Annotated in this window: 14 protein-coding genes and 3 pseudogenes; 14 read left to right on the forward strand and 3 right to left on the reverse strand. The window is 58.1% G+C overall.

The features are described from left to right. Positions 1–20 precede the first annotated feature (20 nt). Complete coding sequence (tnpC, locus tag ACVI1L_RS23910) at positions 21–1,613, forward strand: IS66 family transposase (RefSeq protein ID WP_456783961.1); 1,593 nt, start codon at positions 21–23, stop codon at positions 1,611–1,613. Between the two features lie 657 nt (positions 1,614–2,270). Here the strand turns inward: tnpC (ACVI1L_RS23910) and ACVI1L_RS23915 are convergent. Both ACVI1L_RS23915 and ACVI1L_RS23920 read right to left on the reverse strand, forming a co-directional pair. Further along, positions 2,271–3,302: an ABC transporter substrate-binding protein gene (locus tag ACVI1L_RS23915; RefSeq protein ID WP_456783962.1), complete on the reverse strand. Its 1,032-nt coding sequence runs from the start codon at positions 3,300–3,302 to the stop codon at positions 2,271–2,273. Further along, complete coding sequence (locus tag ACVI1L_RS23920) at positions 3,299–3,610, reverse strand: hypothetical protein (RefSeq protein ID WP_456783963.1); 312 nt, start codon at positions 3,608–3,610, stop codon at positions 3,299–3,301. The genes ACVI1L_RS23915 and ACVI1L_RS23920 overlap by 4 nt, the downstream gene beginning before the upstream one ends. Positions 3,611–3,961: 351 nt before the next feature. Here ACVI1L_RS23920 and tnpA point away from each other — a divergent pair, with 351 nt between their 5' ends. The 9 genes and pseudogenes from tnpA (at position 3,962) to ACVI1L_RS23965 (ending at position 13,109) form a co-directional block, all read left to right on the forward strand. Then, a complete protein-coding gene (gene tnpA / locus ACVI1L_RS23925) occupies positions 3,962–4,360 on the forward strand; it encodes an IS66-like element accessory protein TnpA (RefSeq protein WP_057016786.1) in 399 nt (132 codons plus the stop codon). Then, complete coding sequence (gene tnpB, locus ACVI1L_RS23930; protein WP_310885559.1) at positions 4,357–4,722, forward strand: IS66 family insertion sequence element accessory protein TnpB; 366 nt, start codon at positions 4,357–4,359, stop codon at positions 4,720–4,722. The genes tnpA and tnpB overlap by 4 nt, the downstream gene beginning before the upstream one ends. A 460-nt stretch (positions 4,723–5,182) precedes the next feature. After that, positions 5,183–6,460, forward strand: coding sequence for a group II intron reverse transcriptase/maturase (gene ltrA / locus ACVI1L_RS23935; RefSeq protein WP_310885560.1), 1,278 nt, complete (start codon positions 5,183–5,185; stop codon positions 6,458–6,460). A gap of 312 nt (positions 6,461–6,772) precedes the next feature. Continuing rightward, a pseudogene (tnpC, locus tag ACVI1L_RS23940) lies at positions 6,773–8,118 on the forward strand (IS66 family transposase); the annotation flags it as partial. A gap of 81 nt (positions 8,119–8,199) precedes the next feature. After that, positions 8,200–8,364: a transposase domain-containing protein gene (locus tag ACVI1L_RS23945; protein ID WP_456785598.1), complete on the forward strand. Its 165-nt coding sequence runs from the start codon at positions 8,200–8,202 to the stop codon at positions 8,362–8,364. A gap of 231 nt (positions 8,365–8,595) precedes the next feature. Continuing rightward, positions 8,596–9,356, forward strand: a pseudogene (locus ACVI1L_RS23950) (IS5 family transposase). Positions 9,357–9,900: 544 nt separating this feature from the next. Next, positions 9,901–11,325 (forward strand): aldehyde dehydrogenase family protein, encoded by a 1,425-nt coding sequence (locus ACVI1L_RS23955; RefSeq protein ID WP_456785599.1) that lies wholly within the window; start codon positions 9,901–9,903, stop codon positions 11,323–11,325. A 112-nt stretch (positions 11,326–11,437) separates the two neighbouring features. Then, complete coding sequence (locus tag ACVI1L_RS23960) at positions 11,438–12,748, forward strand: acyclic terpene utilization AtuA family protein (RefSeq protein ID WP_456783964.1); 1,311 nt, start codon at positions 11,438–11,440, stop codon at positions 12,746–12,748. A gap of 1 nt (position 12,749) precedes the next feature. Then, entirely contained in the window at positions 12,750–13,109 is a 360-nt protein-coding gene (locus ACVI1L_RS23965; protein ID WP_456783965.1) for a DUF4387 domain-containing protein, read from the forward strand. A gap of 544 nt (positions 13,110–13,653) precedes the next feature. On the opposite strand, the pseudogene ACVI1L_RS23970 reads toward ACVI1L_RS23965, so the two are convergent. Next, positions 13,654–13,887 (reverse strand): annotated as a pseudogene (locus tag ACVI1L_RS23970) (integrase core domain-containing protein); the annotation flags it as partial. 23 nt (positions 13,888–13,910) lie between these two features. Here ACVI1L_RS23970 and tnpC (ACVI1L_RS23975) point away from each other — a divergent pair. From tnpC (ACVI1L_RS23975) to ACVI1L_RS23990, 4 genes are all read left to right on the forward strand, one after another. Then, positions 13,911–14,681, forward strand: coding sequence for an IS66 family transposase (gene tnpC, locus ACVI1L_RS23975; protein ID WP_456783966.1), 771 nt, complete (start codon positions 13,911–13,913; stop codon positions 14,679–14,681). Position 14,682: 1 nt separating this feature from the next. Beyond that, entirely contained in the window at positions 14,683–14,943 is a 261-nt protein-coding gene (locus tag ACVI1L_RS23980) for a transposase domain-containing protein (RefSeq protein ID WP_456783967.1), read from the forward strand. A gap of 2 nt (positions 14,944–14,945) precedes the next feature. Further along, positions 14,946–15,197 (forward strand): hypothetical protein, encoded by a 252-nt coding sequence (locus ACVI1L_RS23985; protein ID WP_456783968.1) that lies wholly within the window; start codon positions 14,946–14,948, stop codon positions 15,195–15,197. A 999-nt stretch (positions 15,198–16,196) separates the two neighbouring features. After that, the gene (locus ACVI1L_RS23990; RefSeq protein ID WP_456783969.1) at positions 16,197–16,856 is read left to right on the forward strand and encodes a Crp/Fnr family transcriptional regulator; all 660 of its coding nucleotides are present in this window, start codon (positions 16,197–16,199) and stop codon (positions 16,854–16,856) included. The last annotated feature ends 225 nt before the right edge of the window (positions 16,857–17,081 follow it).

A 17,081-nucleotide genomic window follows, 5' to 3' on the forward strand; every position in this document is an offset into this window, starting at 1 on the left:
ATGTGCTCTGGTAGGCCCCAATGACGCCGCCCGATCTCAACCTCCCAAATGACGTGGAGATGCTAAAGGCCATGGTGCTTGCCATGGCCGAGAAGGCGGCCCGCGCCGATGCTCTGGAGAGTGAGGTCGCCGATCTCAAGGCCTGCAACGCCGATGCCGATGCGCGCATCGAGCGACTGACACAGATCCTGAAGGCCTTCGACCGCGCCCGGTTCGGCCGACGATCGGAAAAGCTCGGCTCTGCGAATGGCGACGTCGAACAGCAAGCCTTTGTCTTCGAGGAGATCGAGACCGGCATCGCTGCGATCAAGGCCCAGGTCAGCAAGGGCCGTGCGCAAGCGGATAGCAAGCGTGCACCGCGTCGGCGCAAGGGCTTTGCACCCCATTTGGAACGGATCGAAACCGTCATTGAGCCGGAAGAGCTGGCTGAGCATGCCGGCAAGCAGAAAGTGCTGATCGGCGAGGACGTGTCGGAGCGCCTGGATGTGGTGCCGGTAAAGTTCCGTGTGATCGTCACGCGCCGTCCCAAGTATGCCTTCAAGAACGCGGACGGCGTGATCCAGGCGCCGGCCCCGGCCCATATCATCGAAGGAGGCATTCCGACGGAAGCGCTTTTGGCCCACATCGCCGTCGCCAAATATGCCGACGGCCTGCCGCTCTACCGGCAGGAAGCGATCTACGCCCGCGACAAGGTCGAGCTAGACCGCCAGTTGATGGCGCAATGGATGGGTAAGCTCGGCTTCGAGCTGGAGATCCTGGCCGACTACATCTTCAGCGAGGTCAAGAAGGCCGAACGGGTCTTTGCCGACGAAACCACTTTGCCGACGCTCGCTCCGGGCTCCGGATCGACCAAGACGGCCTACTTATGGGCCTATGCCCGAGATGACCGAACCTTTGGCCGCAACGGTCCGCCGATGGTGGCTTATCGCTTCGAAGACAGCCGCTCCGGCGAATGCGCGGTCCGGCACCTCAATGGTTATCGCGGCATCCTGCAGGTGGATGGCTATGCCGCCTATAACAAGCTCGCGCGATCCGATCGCGGCAATGATGGCATCACATTGGCTGGCTGCTGGTCACACTGCCGGCGCAAGTTCTACGAGTTACATGTTGCAGGGAGCTCAGAAGTGGCAACGGCGACGGTCGAGCGGATGGCGAAGCTCTGGCAGGTCGAGAAAACCGTGCGCGGTCAAAGCCCCGACGCACGCGTCGCCGCGCGCCAGCAAGCCTCCGCGGCGATCGTCGCAGATCTCTTCGACCTCTGGCAGCAGACCTTGCGGCGGATCTCCGGCAAATCCAAACTGGCTGAGGCGATCCGCTATGCCGTCTCGCGCCGTGCCATCTTCGAACGCTTCCTGACCGATGGTCGCATCGAGCTCGACTCCAACGTCGTCGAACGCGCCATCAGGCCACTAACAATCACGAGAAAGAATAGCCTCTTCGCTGGCAGCGACGGCGGCGGACGAACCTGGGCGACCATCGCAACGCTGCTGCAGACGGCGAAGATGAACAACGTCGATCCGTTCGCCTGGCTCGCCGTAACGCTTCAGCGTATCGCCAACGGTTGGCCAAGCAGCGAACTCGACGCGCTTATGCCATGGAACCACGCCGCCTGACGGCCTCAGCTTGCCGCTTAGGCGAAGCTAAATGGATCTGAAGCGGCTCCTTCGATCTTCGATCTGAGACGAGACTTCTGAGGTAACTCAAGGCCAACGGCAGGCGCCATTGATGGTGGTCAACCGACGAAGAGACGCGACGCTTACCCGGTGAGGCGCGCGGTACTCGTATGGATCGCTTGCTTGTCTGCGAGGAGCCAGTCTTTGCGCCTGAGATTGAATATTGGGCAGAGATCGAGCTGCGTGATTAATAATGCAGATGGTCCAGGAAAGGTCGGCAGAATCGAAGTCGTCTACGTGCGCCGCTCAGGCGGCGCGTGCTTAGCCACGATAGAACGTGAAACATGCACGCGCTGGGTGGAGGTCGAGGAGGTAGCTGGCGAGCGCCATGTCGAGCGAGATTTCCGAATTACAGTCAACAAACGTCCCACGGCTTCCGATGCGAGCGGTCGTGAGACCTACGGCCCGGTCGGGCAGTGTATCGCGGCGACGCCGCCTTTACCCGATCGCAGCGGCAGAGACTTTTCTTCCGGCTAATGGGTGAGAGGGCTCATCACTCTGGAGATGATAGCATTGTTTTTTTGAGCTTCCCTATCCGCTCAGCCCGGCGAGCGAGCCGCTCCACGCAAAGCTATTGCCCGCCAAAAGGTAAGAGATCTACGTCAAAAGCCACTCCTCGAAGCGCTTGGTGAGAGCAGCCATATGATCGCCCCAGTACACCCAATCGAAGAATATCATCTTGGGGTCCTCGGAATCGGGAAGCCAGCGTCTCGTCTTCTCATCGAGCCGTTGATACGCGTCTTTTACCGCCGGAGCCAAGCCAAACGCGTTGCAGTATGAGATCTGCTGCTCTGGCCTAGTGATGAATTCAAGCAGCTGCATCGAGGCCTCCTTGTTTGGGCTGCCTCTGAGCACGGAGTTATAAGTTGGTATAATGATACACTGGTCCATCGAAATGCTGATCGAGACGCCAGACTCGTTCGCAACTCTCACGCGATTTGTGTAAGTGTAGGCGTAGTCGACCTCCTTCGTTTGGATGAGCGACGCGCCTTCTGGGCTTGTAGCGTACCACCTCGTAACGTGTGGCTTGATCCTGTCCAGTGATTTGAAAGCGCGGTCTACGTCAAGCGGGTACAGATTACTAGGAGCAACTCCGTCTGCCACCAAAGCCATCTCCAGGTTCTCGATGACGCGACGACGAAGAGCACGGCGTCCTGGGAAGTTCTTCACATCCCAAAACTGAGCAAAGTTTCGCGGTGGATTCTTCGATCGGCTTGGATCATAGCCGATGCTCCCCGCAGCGGAATTTATGGGAACGCCCCAAGAAGGCGGCTTTCGAATGAATCGCGCAGGATTGATTATCTTAGTATCGATCGACTCCCAAAGCCCTTGCTTTTCGCCCTCATAGTCGGAGAATTCATACACGTTCCAATAGTATTGTTTGCTTTCGACCTGTGCCTTTGCTCTCGCCTTGTCTGGACCAGTGTCAAACTGCACTGCAATACCGGCTTCCGCGGTGAACGGCTCAAACCAGTATTTCCTCACGATCTCCTCATTAGTGCCGCCGGTGCCAGCGTACGTAATCGCTGTGGCAGCGCGAGTTCGGCGAGGCACGATGAATGGAGCGGCGCTTAGAGATAACACCGTGCCTATCTTCAACGCGCCCGTTAAAACATCTCGACGTCTCATAAGAATGTCCTCCTACAAATCTGCAGGCGCGTCTTGCGCATCGCGCCCCAGAAATTATGCCGCCGTATCTCAAAATCACCATTACCAACTTGGAAATGCTTGATACCGATTCGGTAATGGAAGCCAGTTTTTCGCCGGATCTGTCTGCGAGCAAGCACTTGAGTCTTATGTCTGTGCCGTTCACCGCGATAAAACAACGCGCATTCGGCCCGGACGCGTGTCGGCGTCAGTGCCGGGTTGTATGGCTTGAGCCAACTCTTGAGGACCGCTTGCTCTTTTTGGCCGAGCACGTCCTTTCGGTCTGTCATGTCTTTTTGATCCGATCTGTCTGCTCTCTCAAAGCGACGCATTAAATATGAAGCGGCTTAGCCATATTTGATCCATTTGACGTTCAGAGAGGAATGAGCGTGCGAGCGCTTGGGAAGTCATATCGTAAGGTTAAGCGTGAGCTTCTGCTGAATGATTTGAGCGCGTCGCGGCGTCGCTGGAATTCTGGTCCCGGCGTAGAGAGCCGTCCCCTGGACGAAGCCACTCGAGGCAGTGCTACGATTGATACGATCCAGCCGCAGGGTATTTCCGAAGTATCCCTCCGTTGAGGGCCGCCTTGTTTGACGAACGCGATCGCTGCAGGTCCTAGGGGTAATCCTAGGAGAAGCGCTATGACGATTTCGAGGGCGGAGGTGATCACGTCGGTCGAGCGGCGGCGCCGCTGGTCGCAAGATGAGAAGGAACGGCTTGTTGCAGCGTCGCTGGAGCCCGGCGCCAATGTTTCCGAGGTGGCTCGCGTGGCGGGGCTTCATGTGAGCCAGCTGTTCAGGTGGCGCAAGGAGCTTTGCAGGCACGGCGAAGCGAGCATAGCGCCGTTTGTTCCGGTCGAGATTGGGTCGTCCGCGCCACCGCGGGAGGTGGCCGAAGCGCCGTTGACGACGACGACGCGTCGACGCAAGAGCCACGGCATCATCGAGATTGATCTTGGTACCGGGCACCGCATCCGGGTCGATGGCGACGTTGATGGAGACGCGCTACGTCGTGTTCTCGATGCTTTGGTCCGCCGATGATCCCAGTTCCCACGGGCGCGCGAGTGTGGCTCGCGACAGGCTACACGGACATGCGCCGAGGCTTTCCGTCGTTGGCACTCCAGGTGCAGGAGGTGCTGCGCAAGGACCCGCTCAGCGGTCATCTGTTCGTCTTCCGCGGTCGCCGAAGCGATCTTGTGAAGGTGATCTGGCACGATGGCCAGGGAGCATGCCTGTTCACCAAGAGACTCGAGAGAGGAAAGTTCGTCTGGCCATCGGTTGCGGGTGAAGCTGTGACGATCTCGCCGGCTCAGATGAGCTACCTGTTGTCCGGAATCGATTGGCGTAACCGTGTGTCCAGCAAAGGCTGGCGTGTCCAGTGGGAGGCAATCCCACCAGGGTAAAAGTCAGAGCCCTGTAGTTTGGATAGCAGAGAGGAGGGAAACCGAATTTTTGAAGCCTATCGACAAGGTCTCCGGAAAGGGAGATCACGAGTCATCGGGCCGTATCGAGAGAGAACGCGTTGTGGCCTCGAAAAAGTCAGCAACCCGAAGGCCGAGCCCGCGGTTTCAAGGCGAAGGCAGCATAGACAGCCGAAATCTGACCGATGCGGCTGTTCACTTCGGCGGGGTGGAAGCGACAGCACGATGACAAGGACATGCTGAGCAACTGGAGAAGCCCTCCTCGTCCCCGGCGAGAAATTGTCGGAGCAAGGTAGGCTGTATAACCGGCGACACCGGGAAAGCGGCCGAAGACGAGAGGGTGGCGGCCGGGTCCGCAGTAGCTGTGAAGCGGAGTAACCCCCGTGGAGCGAAGGGGCCCTGCCATTTGTGACGTCTCTAACGTAAGGAAGGCAAGGACGAGATGACAAAGGCGTCCATTGATTTGCAGGACCTGAGGAGGAGACTATACGTCAAGGCGAAGGCTGAACCGTCCTGGCGTTTCTGGGGTCTATACGTTCACGTCTGCAAAGTGGAAACGCTACGCGCGGCGTATGAGATGGCCAAAGAAAACGACGGCGCTCCGGGAATAGACGGGGTGACCTTCGAGGCCATTGAAGCGCTAGGCGTAGACGCTCTGCTTGAGCAGTTGCGGGACGAACTGACCGGGCATACCTATCGGCCACTTCCGGCACGGAAACAGGAAATACCGAAGGATGGGAATAAAGTTCGCATCCTCTCGATTCCGGCGGTCCGTGATCGGGTGGTTCAAGGTGCGCTCAAGCTCATACTCGAACCTGTCTTCGAGGCGGATTTCCAACCGGGATCGTTTGGGTATCGGCCTAAGCGGACAGCGCATGATGCGATCAAGCGAGTGACAGATGCAATAGCTCAAAGGAAGACACGCGTTCTCGATTTTGATTTGCGAGCCTATTTCGACAACGTCCGGCATGACCGGCTATTGGCGAAGGTGGCGCAGCGGATCAACGACGCGGACGTCATGCATCTCCTAAAAGTTATGCTGAAAGCCGCTGGCAAGAAGGGAGTTCCGCAAGGCGGTGTGCTTTCGCCCTTGCTCAGTAATCTTTACCTCAACGAGGTTGACAAGATGCTGGAGCGAGCGCGAGAAGTCACACGGAGCGGCAAGTACATCAATGTCGAATACGCGCGTTTCGCGGACGATCTGGTGGTCTTGATCGACGCCCACAAACGTCATGACTGGCTGATTGGTGCTGTGACCAAGCGACTTCGAGAGGAGTTCGACAAGCTGCAGGTTGAAATCAATGATGAGAAGAGCCGCATAGTCGATCTAGGGCGAGGCAAGAGCTTCGGCTTTCTGGGTTTTGACTTTCGCTACATCCGCAGCTTGCGGGGAGCGATGCGGCCGCACTACACGCCCAAGCTGAAGAAGCGAACGGCGCTACTGCGGGATCTGAAGGAAGTATTTCGTCGGCACCGATCGCAACCGATTGGCAGGGTCATCAACCTGATCAATCCGAAGCTCCGGGGCTGGGTGAACTACTTTTCGGCTGGACACTCTGGCAGGTGTTTCAGCTACATCAGAGATTGGGTGGAGAAGAAGGTCAGGCGCCATCTGGCGCGGGCACGGCAACGAAAGGGCTTCGGCTGGGAGCAGTGGAGTAAATCATGGCTGTACGATACCCTGAAGCTGTTCAACGACTACCGGGTAAAACACGGCTGACGAAAGCTGCCCAGCGTGACAGGTCCCATAAACCTTGATGCGAAGCGAATGGGGGCGCGTAGTGCGGGAAATCCGCATGCTGCGTGCGATGAGGCGGGGGCTGGAAACGTACACATCCAAGGCTCTTGGATGTGCGGCGCGCCAGTCCTCGACCCTACCTCAAGAAACCCATCGGCCGACGCGGGTCGGATAGCCGCTTTTACGATTTGAATCTGCTGCTCGATCTGATTCAATGGCTTCATGACATCGAAGCCGGACGATCTTCCTTCTGACCTCGCGAGCGCCTACCTTGCGCTGCTGGCCGAGCGAGAGATGTTGCAGGCTGAGCGCGATGTCGCCGTCGCGGATGCCGCCAGTGCGCGGGCGGAGCTGTCGGACAACGAAGCGCTGATCGCACATCTTGAGCTGCGGATCGAGAAGCTCAAGCGCGAACTGCACGGGCAGCGATCCGAGCGCTCGGCACGGCTGCTCGAGCAGTTGGAGTTGGAGCTCGAGGAACTCGTAACCACGGCGAGCGAGGATGAGCTTACCGCTCAGGCGGCGGTGGCGAAGACGCAGAACGTCCGTCCCTTCACGCGTAAGCGGCCGGTGCGCAAGCCTTGGCCAGACGATATCGAACACGAGCGCGTCGTCGTTGAAGCTCCAACGACCTGCGCCTGCTGCGGTGGATCACGGCTGGCGAAGGTCGGCGAGGATGTGACCAAGACGCTGGAGGAGATCCCGCGCCGCTTCAAGGTCATAGAGACGGTACGCGAGAAGTTCACCTGCCGCGATTGCGAGACGATCAGTCAGGCGCCTGCGCCGTTCCATGCCACGCCGCGCCGCTTCATCGGTCCACAATTGCTGGCGACCATCCTGTTCGACAAGTTCGGCATGCATATCCCGCTCAACCGCCAAAGCGCGCGCTTCAAGAGCGAGAGGATCGACCTGTCGTTGTCGACGCTGGCGGACCAGGTCGGCCACGGGACCTTCGCGGTCATGCCGCTCTTCCACCTGATCGAACGCCATGTGCTCGCTGCCGAGCGCCTTCATGGCGATGACACTACCATCCGGATCCTGGCGAAGGGCAAGTGCACGACCGGACGGATCTGGACGTATGTACGGGATGATCGGCCCTTTGCCGGGCCTGCGCCGCCTGCGGCGGTCTATTACGCCTCGGGTGACCGACGAGGCGAGCATCCCCAGAAGCATCTGGCCGCCTTCGCCGGCATCCTGCAAGCCGATTGCTACAACGGCTTCGAGCCGCTGTTCGATCCGCAGAAGAAGACACTACCAATTACGCCGGCGTATTGCTTTGCCCATGCCCGGCGAGGCTTCTTCGAGCTGGCTGACATCGAGAAAAATGCTCGGGAGGGCAAGAAGGGTAAACCGGTCTCCCCGATCGCACTGGAGGCGGTCAAGCGGCTGGACGCGTTGTTCGAGATCGAGCGCGCCATCAACGGCTGTGACGCTGACGACCGGCGCGCCGTCCGCCAGGAACAGAGCAAGCCGCTTCTCGACGACATGCACGCCTGGCTGCTGCGCGAGCGCGAAACCCTCTCGCGCTCGCCGAGGTCCTGAAGCCGATCAACTACATGCTCAGGCGCTGGGAGGGCTTCGCCCGCTTCCTCGACGACGGCAGGATCTGCTTGACCAACAATTGCGCTGAACGCGCATTGAGAGGCATCGCCTTGGGACGGCGCAACTGGACCTTCGCCGGCAGCCAGCGTGGGGCCAACCGTGCCGCCATCATGCTGACGATGATCACGACGTGTCGTCTCAATGACGTCGATCCAAAGGCCTGGCTTGCCGACGTCCTCACCCGTATCGCCGATCTTCCCACTTCGCGTCTGCACGAACTGCTGCCCTGGGAATGGAAGCTTCTGCGCCAGGCTGCAGAGCCCTCCGATCAGCGGGCCGCCTGATCTTCACCCAACGCCATCATAGCGCTCTCGAGACCCGCGCGCATGCGTCAATCGGGCGGCCCTCGTCGTGTGCGTACTTTCCGAACGTCGTCAACTGATGTCAAGTTCCGGGCGGCTGGCAGATGTTGGCGAAGCGGACACCGAGGCCCGACTAGGACCGATCGACATTCAGGATTCCCAAGCGGTTTGATCGCTGATTCATAGAGTTCCGTGATTCGAGACACGGAGCAGATGGTGGCGGCGAAACGATATGAGCTGACGGAGGCGCAATGGGCGAGGATTGCGCCACTGCTGCCGGGGAAAGCTGGCGACCCGGGACGTACGGCTGCGGACAATCGACTGTTCGTCAACGGATGTTTGTGGGTTTTGCGATCGGGCGCACACTGGAGCGACCTGCCGGAACGGTACGGCAAGTGGAAAACGGTGCATCAGCGCTTCAGCCGCTGGTGCCATGCCGGCGTCTGGGAGCGCGTGTTCGCTGCTCTGACCGCCGATCGCGACAACCAGTATCTGATGATCGACAGCACCATCGTTCGCGCCCACCAGCAGGCGACGAGCGGAAAAGGGGGGCCAAAGATCAGGCGCTGGGGCGTTCCCGAGGTGGACTGACCACCAAGATCCACATGCTGGCTGATGCGCTCGGCCGTCCGCTCCGCTTCATCGTCACGGCTGGGCAAGTTAATGACATCACCCAGGCGCCGGCACTGCTCCACGGCCAAAGCGGCGATGCCGTGCTCGCCGACAAGGCCTATGACAGCAACGCCCTGCGTGCGATCATCGCGGAAATCGGCGCAACGGCGGTGATCCCGTCAAACCGCACCCGCAGGATCATCATTCCGCACGACGCCGACGCATACAAACAGCGCAACCGCATCGAGCGCTGCTTTTGCCAGCTCAAACACTTCCGACGCTTGGCAACCCGTTATGACAGGCGATCTGACAACTTTACCGGCTTCATCCATCTCGCTGCCGCAATGATCTGGATGCAATGAATGTCGATCGGTCCTAGGTCGTTACCCCCGGGGTCGGATCTCGGCTGGAGGCTGCAATATTCCTTCCTTGCGCGCAACATGCCTCTAGATTGAGGATCCATACGATAGCCTCTGCGAGTGTGGCGGATATCGGTGCGCGTGCAGGCGATCCATTAGTGCATCTTTTGCCTACAGTCCATTACCAGGCTGCGTCGCGAAACGCTTGAGAGAAGTTCGATCAATCCTCGTACAAGTGGTGATTGAGCTAGCAGGTTGCGGCTTAAGGGCGAGAAAATTAGGTCTCGGATAGCGGGCAACCCAAGTTTGCAGTCAAAGACAATGGAAATGCGAGCGCAAATCGTCCCCGGCGAATTCGATCGCGGCCGTCCAATTCTCGTGCTGTATGTACAGCAGGCGGTCATCGCAACTCAGCTCGAGAGGCGCCACTCATGTTGAATACGCGCTTTGAACCAATTCCGATGCGGTATCAACCTCGTCCGAATTGGTATTGGCATTGCCAAAGCTTGATGACCCATATTCCGTTAGACCATCCACAGGAGTCGGAATTTTGCACGAAAGTCACCACTATGTGAATGGGGCTTGGGTAGATCCTCTGGAGCCGTTGCTCCTAGGCGTGATCGATCCTTCCACAGAGGAGGTTTTCACTCACATTGCGGTGGGTGGTCCAAAGGACGTTGACCGTGCCGTAATCGCCGCTCGCAGTGCTTTCCATTCCTTCTCTAAAACCGCTCCGAAGGAAAGGCTGGAATTGCTAAGAAGCATTCTTGCGGAGTACGAGAAGCGGCGGAGTGATGTTGCTGAGGCTCTCTGTCGCGAAATGGGCGCGCCCCTGCAGTTTGCGCACGACTTCCAGGCCGCGTCAACCGATCTGAGCAGTATGATCGGCGTGCTTCAGCGCTATCGCTTCGAAGAAATGCAGGGGGCCACCAAGATCCTTTGGGAGCCAATTGGTGTGGCCGGATTGATCACCCCTTGGAATTGGCCAATTGGTCAAATTATGATGAAGGTCGCCTCGGCACTGGCCGCCGGCTGCAGTATGGTGCTGAAGCCGTCCGAGGTGGCACCTCTGAACGCCATCATCTGGACGGAAGTGTTGCATGCCGCTGGCGTGCCCAAGGGTGTTTACAATATGGTGCAAGGCGAGGGCGCTCTCGTAGGGTCGGCCATGTCGGCCCATCCGGGCATTGACCTGATGTCGTTCACTGGTTCGACGCGCGCCGGGATCTCAGTAGCCGAAGGTGCTGCGAAAACAGTGAAGCGCGTGGCGCAAGAACTCGGCGGAAAGTCGGCTAACATTCTGTTGGATGACGTTGACTTCAAGGCTGCTGTCACTAAAGGCGTCCTCAGAGCAATGTTTAACAGTGGTCAGTCGTGCAGCGCTCCAACCCGCATGTTCGTACCGGCAGACCGGCAGGATGAGGTGAAAGCGACCGCAAGGGCGACGGCAGAGAAGCTTGTCGTTGGAGATGTGCGCGACGCCCACACAAGTTTAGGTCCGGTCGCGAACGAAGCGCAATTCAATAAAGTTCAGCGATTAATCCAAGCTGGAATCGATGAGGGAGCGCAGCTTATCACCGGCGGTTTGGGCCGGCCGGAGCATTTAAGCCGAGGCTACTTTGTGCGCCCCACCATATTCGCCGATGTCCAGAATTCCATGACCATCGCGCGCGAAGAAATCTTTGGCCCTGTTCTGTCGATTCTGCCTTATCAGAATGAAGAAGAGGTAGTCGAACTCGCTAATGATACGGTCTATGGCTTGGCGGCCTACGTTCAATCCTCTGACCTTGAGCGAGCGCGCCGCGTGGCGTCCCGGATGCGCGCGGGCACCGTTCATCTCAACTATCCGACGTCCGACAGGGCTGCGCCAGTCGGTGGCTACAAGCAGTCGGGCAATGGACGAGAAAATGGCAGGTGGGGACTTGAGGAATACCTCGAGGTGAAGGCGATACTTGGCTATGAGGTCACGTAGCGTCATAAGGGCACAAATGTGAGTCCAGACCCTCGCATCGACCGAAGCGAACTCTAACCCTAGAGAAACCGGAAACCAAATGATAAGCGTACGAACACTCGCGCCGACCGGAATGCTGGGCGCAGGCTTTGGCATTGAGGCGCTGGAACGGGGTATGAGTCTTCGTCCAGATGTCATTGCCGTTGATGCGGGCTCGCAAGATCCTGGACCGTACCATCTCGGTTCAGGAGCGTCGCTCTATTCTGATCGGATTATCAAAAAAGAGCTCGCTGCTTTGATCCCGGCAGCTCGCAAAGCCCGAATTCCCTTCATTATTGGTAGTGCGGGGGGGGCGGGAACTAACGCCCAAGTGGACCAAGTCGCCGAACTCGCCAAGGAGGTTGCTCGGGAGCAAGGTCTCCATTTCCGATTGGCCAAGATCTATTCGGATATCCCAAAAGAGCGTGTGATTTCGGCTATAAGAGCTGGGGAAGTGCGTGATCTTGGGACTGGGCTTGAGCTCCGCGAACAAGACGTGGAAGCCTTATCTGGCTTGGTAGGGCAAATGGGCGATGAGCCGTTCCGCCGCGCACTCGATCAAGGTGCCGACGTGATTATTGCCGGGCGCGCATGCGACGACAGCACGATTGCGTCCTATGCAATCTGGAAGGGGGCGGACGACGCCTTGGCCACGCACATGGGCAAGATACTTGAGTGCGGCGCTTTGAGTGCTGAGCCATTCGCGATGGACGTGATGCTGGGCACGGTCGACGATGGAGGCTTTACCTTGGAGCCCGGGAGCCTCGCGCGTCGCGCCTCGCTTAAATCTGTGGCGGCGCATTCGCTGTACGAGCGAGAGGATCCCTATGTTCAATACGGGCCGGGGCAGGTAATTAATCTGTCTGATTGTAAGTTCGACCAGCTAGATGAACGGCGCGTGCGCGTGTCCGGTACTCGGGGGGAGAAGAGCTCCGACTGCTGGATCAAGCTCGAAGGGGCGAAGCCCGCGGGCTATCGGACAATCTGCATGGCGGGCGTACGCTGCCCAACAATGATCCGTTGCCTTGACGAAGTCCTGGAAGAGATATGCGGAGCGACGCGCAAGAGGATAGAAGATCCGTCGCTACAGATCGTCACGCGAAAGTACGGCATCGACGCCGTCATGGGGAAGCTCGAAATTGAAAAGGCGGTTCCCCATGAGGTCGGAGTTTTGATCGAGACGACTGCAAGCAGCCAAGGCGTCGCGTATGACGCATGTCATGCACTTGGCGCGAAGCTAGCTCATGCGGAGTATCCCGGTCAAAAAAATATTTCCGGCAACGTGGCGTTTCCATATTCACCCCGAGCGCTGAATATCGGTCTGCAATATGAGTTCGGAACCTATCACCTCATGAAGGTTAGTTCCGCGCTTGAATGCTTCCCGCTTGTAATGGAAGAGGTGTAGTATGTCGGAGACCCGTCTGGTAAAACTGGGTAACTTGGCTGCCATCGTGCGGAGCAAGAATGCAGGACCATACCGATTGACTCTTGATGCATTATTTGATCGAGACGATCTGTATACCGCGGTCTCAAAAAGTGGCGCGCTCAATGTTGAAAGCATAGCTCGCGCCTATCGAGTGGATGTTACGATGATATCGTCGTTCTTCGAAGTGCCGGTTGCTCGCGCCTTTAAAGTGACTTTTGTTCGACCCCACGCGCAATGCTCATTAGGGGAAGGCGATGTATATGGGGCACAGCAGCACGTGCCGCTAATGAACATGTTGATCCCGGTTCCCATTAATATCTCGGAATATTGCGACATTTGAATCCCGACCTTTTCGATACGCCGACTACGCCGGCGGAATACGTGAGGTTGTGCTGATCGAGCGGGCAGAGTCGCTTCCAGCACGAATGCTTGGATGCTAGACGTAACTAATTGGTGGCGATCAAGGTTTTCTGCTGGGCGAGCGTCAGCAGCTCTCAAAGAGAATTTGGATAAGCGCGACCGGTTTAACCAGCTGGTTGACGGCAGCAATGCTTAAGCGACAAGGCTGTATCCCTCTCCTTGTGTGAATCTTGAACCGTGTGGTCGACGAGACGAAGATTGCAGAAGTACACCTAAGATGACGTCGACATATCGTGACCAGACCTTGACCTAAAGTCGGGTTAAGCGGCGTTCTGGATGCGATCTCGGAGATGCATCGAGCGCGGTGCATCTTTCAGACGCAATCGACCGGGGTTCATCCGAAGGCCGATGCTATTCGCGCAGAACGGCTAGTGTGGTGCGATCGTTTGTTTCGCTGGCACCACGCAGAAAGATGGTGCCTCCAATCTTCATCGGAGTTGGTGGATCTGACCTTCCCCTGAATTTCATCCAGCGACAGTTAGAGTCTCGGGGGGGTGTACGCCTTGCGGCGCGGTGGAAGCAACGGGCGATCGGCGGAGCTGGTCGGGGTTGCGCAGCCGAGCGCCCGTTGCGGTGAGAGAGGCGGCGTAGGCCGCGGGCGTGAGGTATTGCAGCGAGGAATGGGGGCGTTCGCCATTGTAGTCGGCGACCCATGCCGCGAGTTTGGCCCTGGCATCGTCGAGACCGAAGAACAGCCGAGCGCGGCAGGCCCGGCCAAAAGTTGATCGCCCATGTGCTGGTCTCCAAATATTGCGACCACCTGCCTTTGAACCGACAGTCGGGAATCTACGCGCGCGAGGGCGTCGACCTGGATCGATCGACCCTGGCCGATTGGGTCGGACGGGCCGCATGGCTGATGGCGCCGGTAGCTGAGCGCATCGGCGACTACGCTCGCGCCGGCCCGACCATCCATGCCGACGACACGCCGATCCCGGTTCAGGATCCCGGACGCGGGCGCACCAAAAGCGGCCGGCTATGGGTCGTTGTGCGCGATGAAGGCACCTGGGGCTCGCCCAATCCACCGGCGGCCTACTATCGCTACTCGCCTGACCGCAAAGGTGAGCACGCTCAAGCCATTTTGGCGCCGGCATCCGGCTTCCTGCACGCCGACGCCTATGCCGGGTTTGACAAACTCTACGAACCGGATCCGATCACCGGCCGCCCGCGCCTGGAGCCGGTCGCGTGCAGGGCCTATGCGAGACGCGAACTGTTCGACGAGCACGCGAGGACCAAATCGCCGATCGCGCGTCAGGCGCTGGACAAGATCGGCGCGGTCTTCGCCGTCGAGCGCGAGATCAACGGCCGAAGTGCCTCGGATCGTCTGGCCATGCGCCAGGCTCAAAGCGTGCCGTTGCTGGCCGACCTTAAGGATTACCTGGAGACCAGCCTCGGCAGGATCAGTCGCAAGGGAGACCTCGCCAAGGCCATCCGCTACAGCCTCAATCGCTGGAAGGCGCTCTCTCTCCCGGTTCACCGAAGATGGCCGTCTTGAGATGACCAACAATGCCGCCGAACGTGCGATCCGCCCGCTGACGCTCGGACGACGCAACTGGACCTTCCTCGGCTCGGACTCCGGCGGCGAGCGTGCCGCGGTCTTCTACACCCTGATCCAGACCTGCAAGCTGAACGGCATCAATCCGGAGGCCTATCTCGCCGACCTGATCGGCCGCGTCAGCGACCACCCCGCCAATCGCATCGACGAGCTTCTTCCCTGGAACTGGCGCGCCCCATCCGACGCCAGACTGGCGGCCTGACCGTGGCTGCGATCGCCCGGGTTTACACCCTCCCGCTCGCTGCCGAAATGCTCGGCGAGGACGCCGAACTGCTGTGGGAAGTCTATGTCGACATGGAGCCGGAAGACGGTTGCCTCTGGGTCTACGGGCCCGACGATCAGCAGATCCCCGCCTTCACTGACTTCGGACTCGAAAGCCTGACCGACTTCATCCGCGAGCACAAAACTAATCGGGGCCGCGGCGAGAAGGGCGGCGAACAAAAGCCCGGGTCATGACCGGGCGCTTACGCCGGTTAGACTGATGGCCAATTTGATCGCCTTGATGACGCTTTTGTGTACTATTGTAGTATGGAATGGACATTAGACATTTCCGTTATCGATTTCGCCAAATTAGAGTTCTCGCTCACAGCGCGTGCTGGACAAGGAAGCACGCAAGGCGAAGCCTGCTGTGAGGATTTGATGTTCCGGGTTTTGGACGATGAAGCACGGCACGTCGCGCCGTACGGTAGCGCGACGGTTCGCGCGACCGCAGTGCGCTTCAATTCCGATCCGGTATTGTTTTTTCCAAAATTGGTATTGGCTTTGACAAACGTAGTTCATTCACAATCCATGTGTTGGAGGAGAAGATCGCATGCGTGTAGTCCACTATTCGGTCGCGGCGCCTGGACAAATCGGAAATCGCGCTACTTATGGTTCGGAGCTAAATCCGGAGACAACTAAGTTGCCGCAGGCTCGGCTACGATCATGTCTCCGAGTTAAAAGAGCAGAGGGTCTAGCGCTTCGTGCTCGCCGCGTTCGATGGTTTGCAGGTCAAGAGTCGCGCTGACTAGCTGATTTACGTGCTGGCCACGGCTAGCCGTCGGCTCATTTAAGCAGAGTCAACGTTTGCGATGCTGCGCTTATTTCAAGTGGATCACCGATAAGTTGATTAAGCCATCTACCGAAGTTGTGCGCTGTGTCGCTTCTGTACCAACTCAATGACCGTCAGGTGCTCTTTTGGGGGAGAACCGCGCTCGAGAATCGATCAGTTTGCGAGCATCCTTCGATGCGGGTCCGAATTTGTCCAAGGGGAAAATCACGCCAAGAGATCATTTGGGAGGTTATCTTGAGACGAATATCGAGTCGGATTCCTTGGTCAGGGCGCGCGCGTATCCCAAGCGACCGGATGCCGAAAGGCAGCCAGTGATTCACCGACCTGTTCACGGGCATCCTTGTTCGCGCTCCTTTGTCAAGAATGCGATCCTCACGAGGATTTCTCTGCAAGACCTCGCTGCAATGAGAGGCTTCTTTGAACCGATCATTTTGGCGGATCGGTTGGTTCTACAGGAGCCGAGACGGAATCTTGATTACCTCTATTTCATAGAATCAGGCCTCGTTTCGTTGAGGATTGTTTCGGAGGGAAACGTCTTTGAGACAGGGTTGATCGGATACCGCGGCGTGGTCGGGGCGCCGCTATTATTGGGAGGACACCTCCCAACGCATCAGTCCGTTGTAGTTTTTCCTGGAAGAGCGCTGAGGATTCGCGTCGATGATTTGCACCGGATAATCGACGAACGTCCCGAAGTTCGGGAATGTCTTTTTCGATACGTTCAAGCACTGAGCCTTCATTGCGCTCAGGCAGGATTGTGTGGCGTCCGGCACGATCGCGAAAAGCGCCTCGCGTCATGGCTTTGCTTGGCGAGTGATGCCGTCGACGCCAATGTGCTTCCAGTCACCCACGACTATCTTTCTTCCATCTTGGGATTGCGGCGTGCTGGAGTAACGGAGACACTCATTCGATTTGAAGAGCAGGGAATGATTCGTAAGACGCGCGGCGTTTTGCAGATAGACGAGCGAAACTCTCTGGAGCAACGGGCATGCTGTTGTTACAAAGTTATTTCAGCGGCTTATGTTTCGTCGGAGTCCGTGACTGCGATAAAGGAGCCTTTGCGGTAGCATAATTCTGCAGGAGTTCGGAAATTTCTCAATGCATCGGACGGCCTATGTGTAAAGCCGTATGTCCACCAGTGCAACTGACGTGCTTCGTCACTCTGCGTACGGAGGCCGAGCCGATCCTCATGACACGAGGGCGAGCTGTGGCAGATTATGGTAAATCGTTTGTTGGAATGATGGTGGCCAAGCAGAGAATCGCCGATCGTGGAACCTGGCTTGGAGGATTCG

The sequence above is a fragment of the Bradyrhizobium sp. USDA 4516 genome, from assembly GCF_054055915.1.

What these genes read in the sequence shown, in the direction of transcription:
- tnpC (WP_456783961.1), top strand. Translation starts at nt 21, where the DNA reads ATGACGCCGCCCGATCTCAACCTCCCAAATGACGTGGAGATGCTAAAG.
- ACVI1L_RS23915 (WP_456783962.1), bottom strand. Translation starts at nt 3,302, where the DNA reads ATGAGACGTCGAGATGTTTTAACGGGCGCGTTGAAGATAGGCACGGTG.
- ACVI1L_RS23920 (WP_456783963.1), bottom strand. Translation starts at nt 3,610, where the DNA reads ATGACAGACCGAAAGGACGTGCTCGGCCAAAAAGAGCAAGCGGTCCTC.
- tnpA (WP_057016786.1), top strand. Translation starts at nt 3,962, where the DNA reads ATGACGATTTCGAGGGCGGAGGTGATCACGTCGGTCGAGCGGCGGCGC.
- tnpB (WP_310885559.1), top strand. Translation starts at nt 4,357, where the DNA reads ATGATCCCAGTTCCCACGGGCGCGCGAGTGTGGCTCGCGACAGGCTAC.
- ltrA (WP_310885560.1), top strand. Translation starts at nt 5,183, where the DNA reads ATGACAAAGGCGTCCATTGATTTGCAGGACCTGAGGAGGAGACTATAC.
- ACVI1L_RS23945 (WP_456785598.1), top strand. Translation starts at nt 8,200, where the DNA reads ATGATCACGACGTGTCGTCTCAATGACGTCGATCCAAAGGCCTGGCTT.
- ACVI1L_RS23960 (WP_456783964.1), top strand. Translation starts at nt 11,438, where the DNA reads ATGCTGGGCGCAGGCTTTGGCATTGAGGCGCTGGAACGGGGTATGAGT.
- ACVI1L_RS23965 (WP_456783965.1), top strand. Translation starts at nt 12,750, where the DNA reads ATGTCGGAGACCCGTCTGGTAAAACTGGGTAACTTGGCTGCCATCGTG.
- ACVI1L_RS23980 (WP_456783967.1), top strand. Translation starts at nt 14,683, where the DNA reads ATGACCAACAATGCCGCCGAACGTGCGATCCGCCCGCTGACGCTCGGA.
- ACVI1L_RS23990 (WP_456783969.1), top strand. Translation starts at nt 16,197, where the DNA reads ATGAGAGGCTTCTTTGAACCGATCATTTTGGCGGATCGGTTGGTTCTA.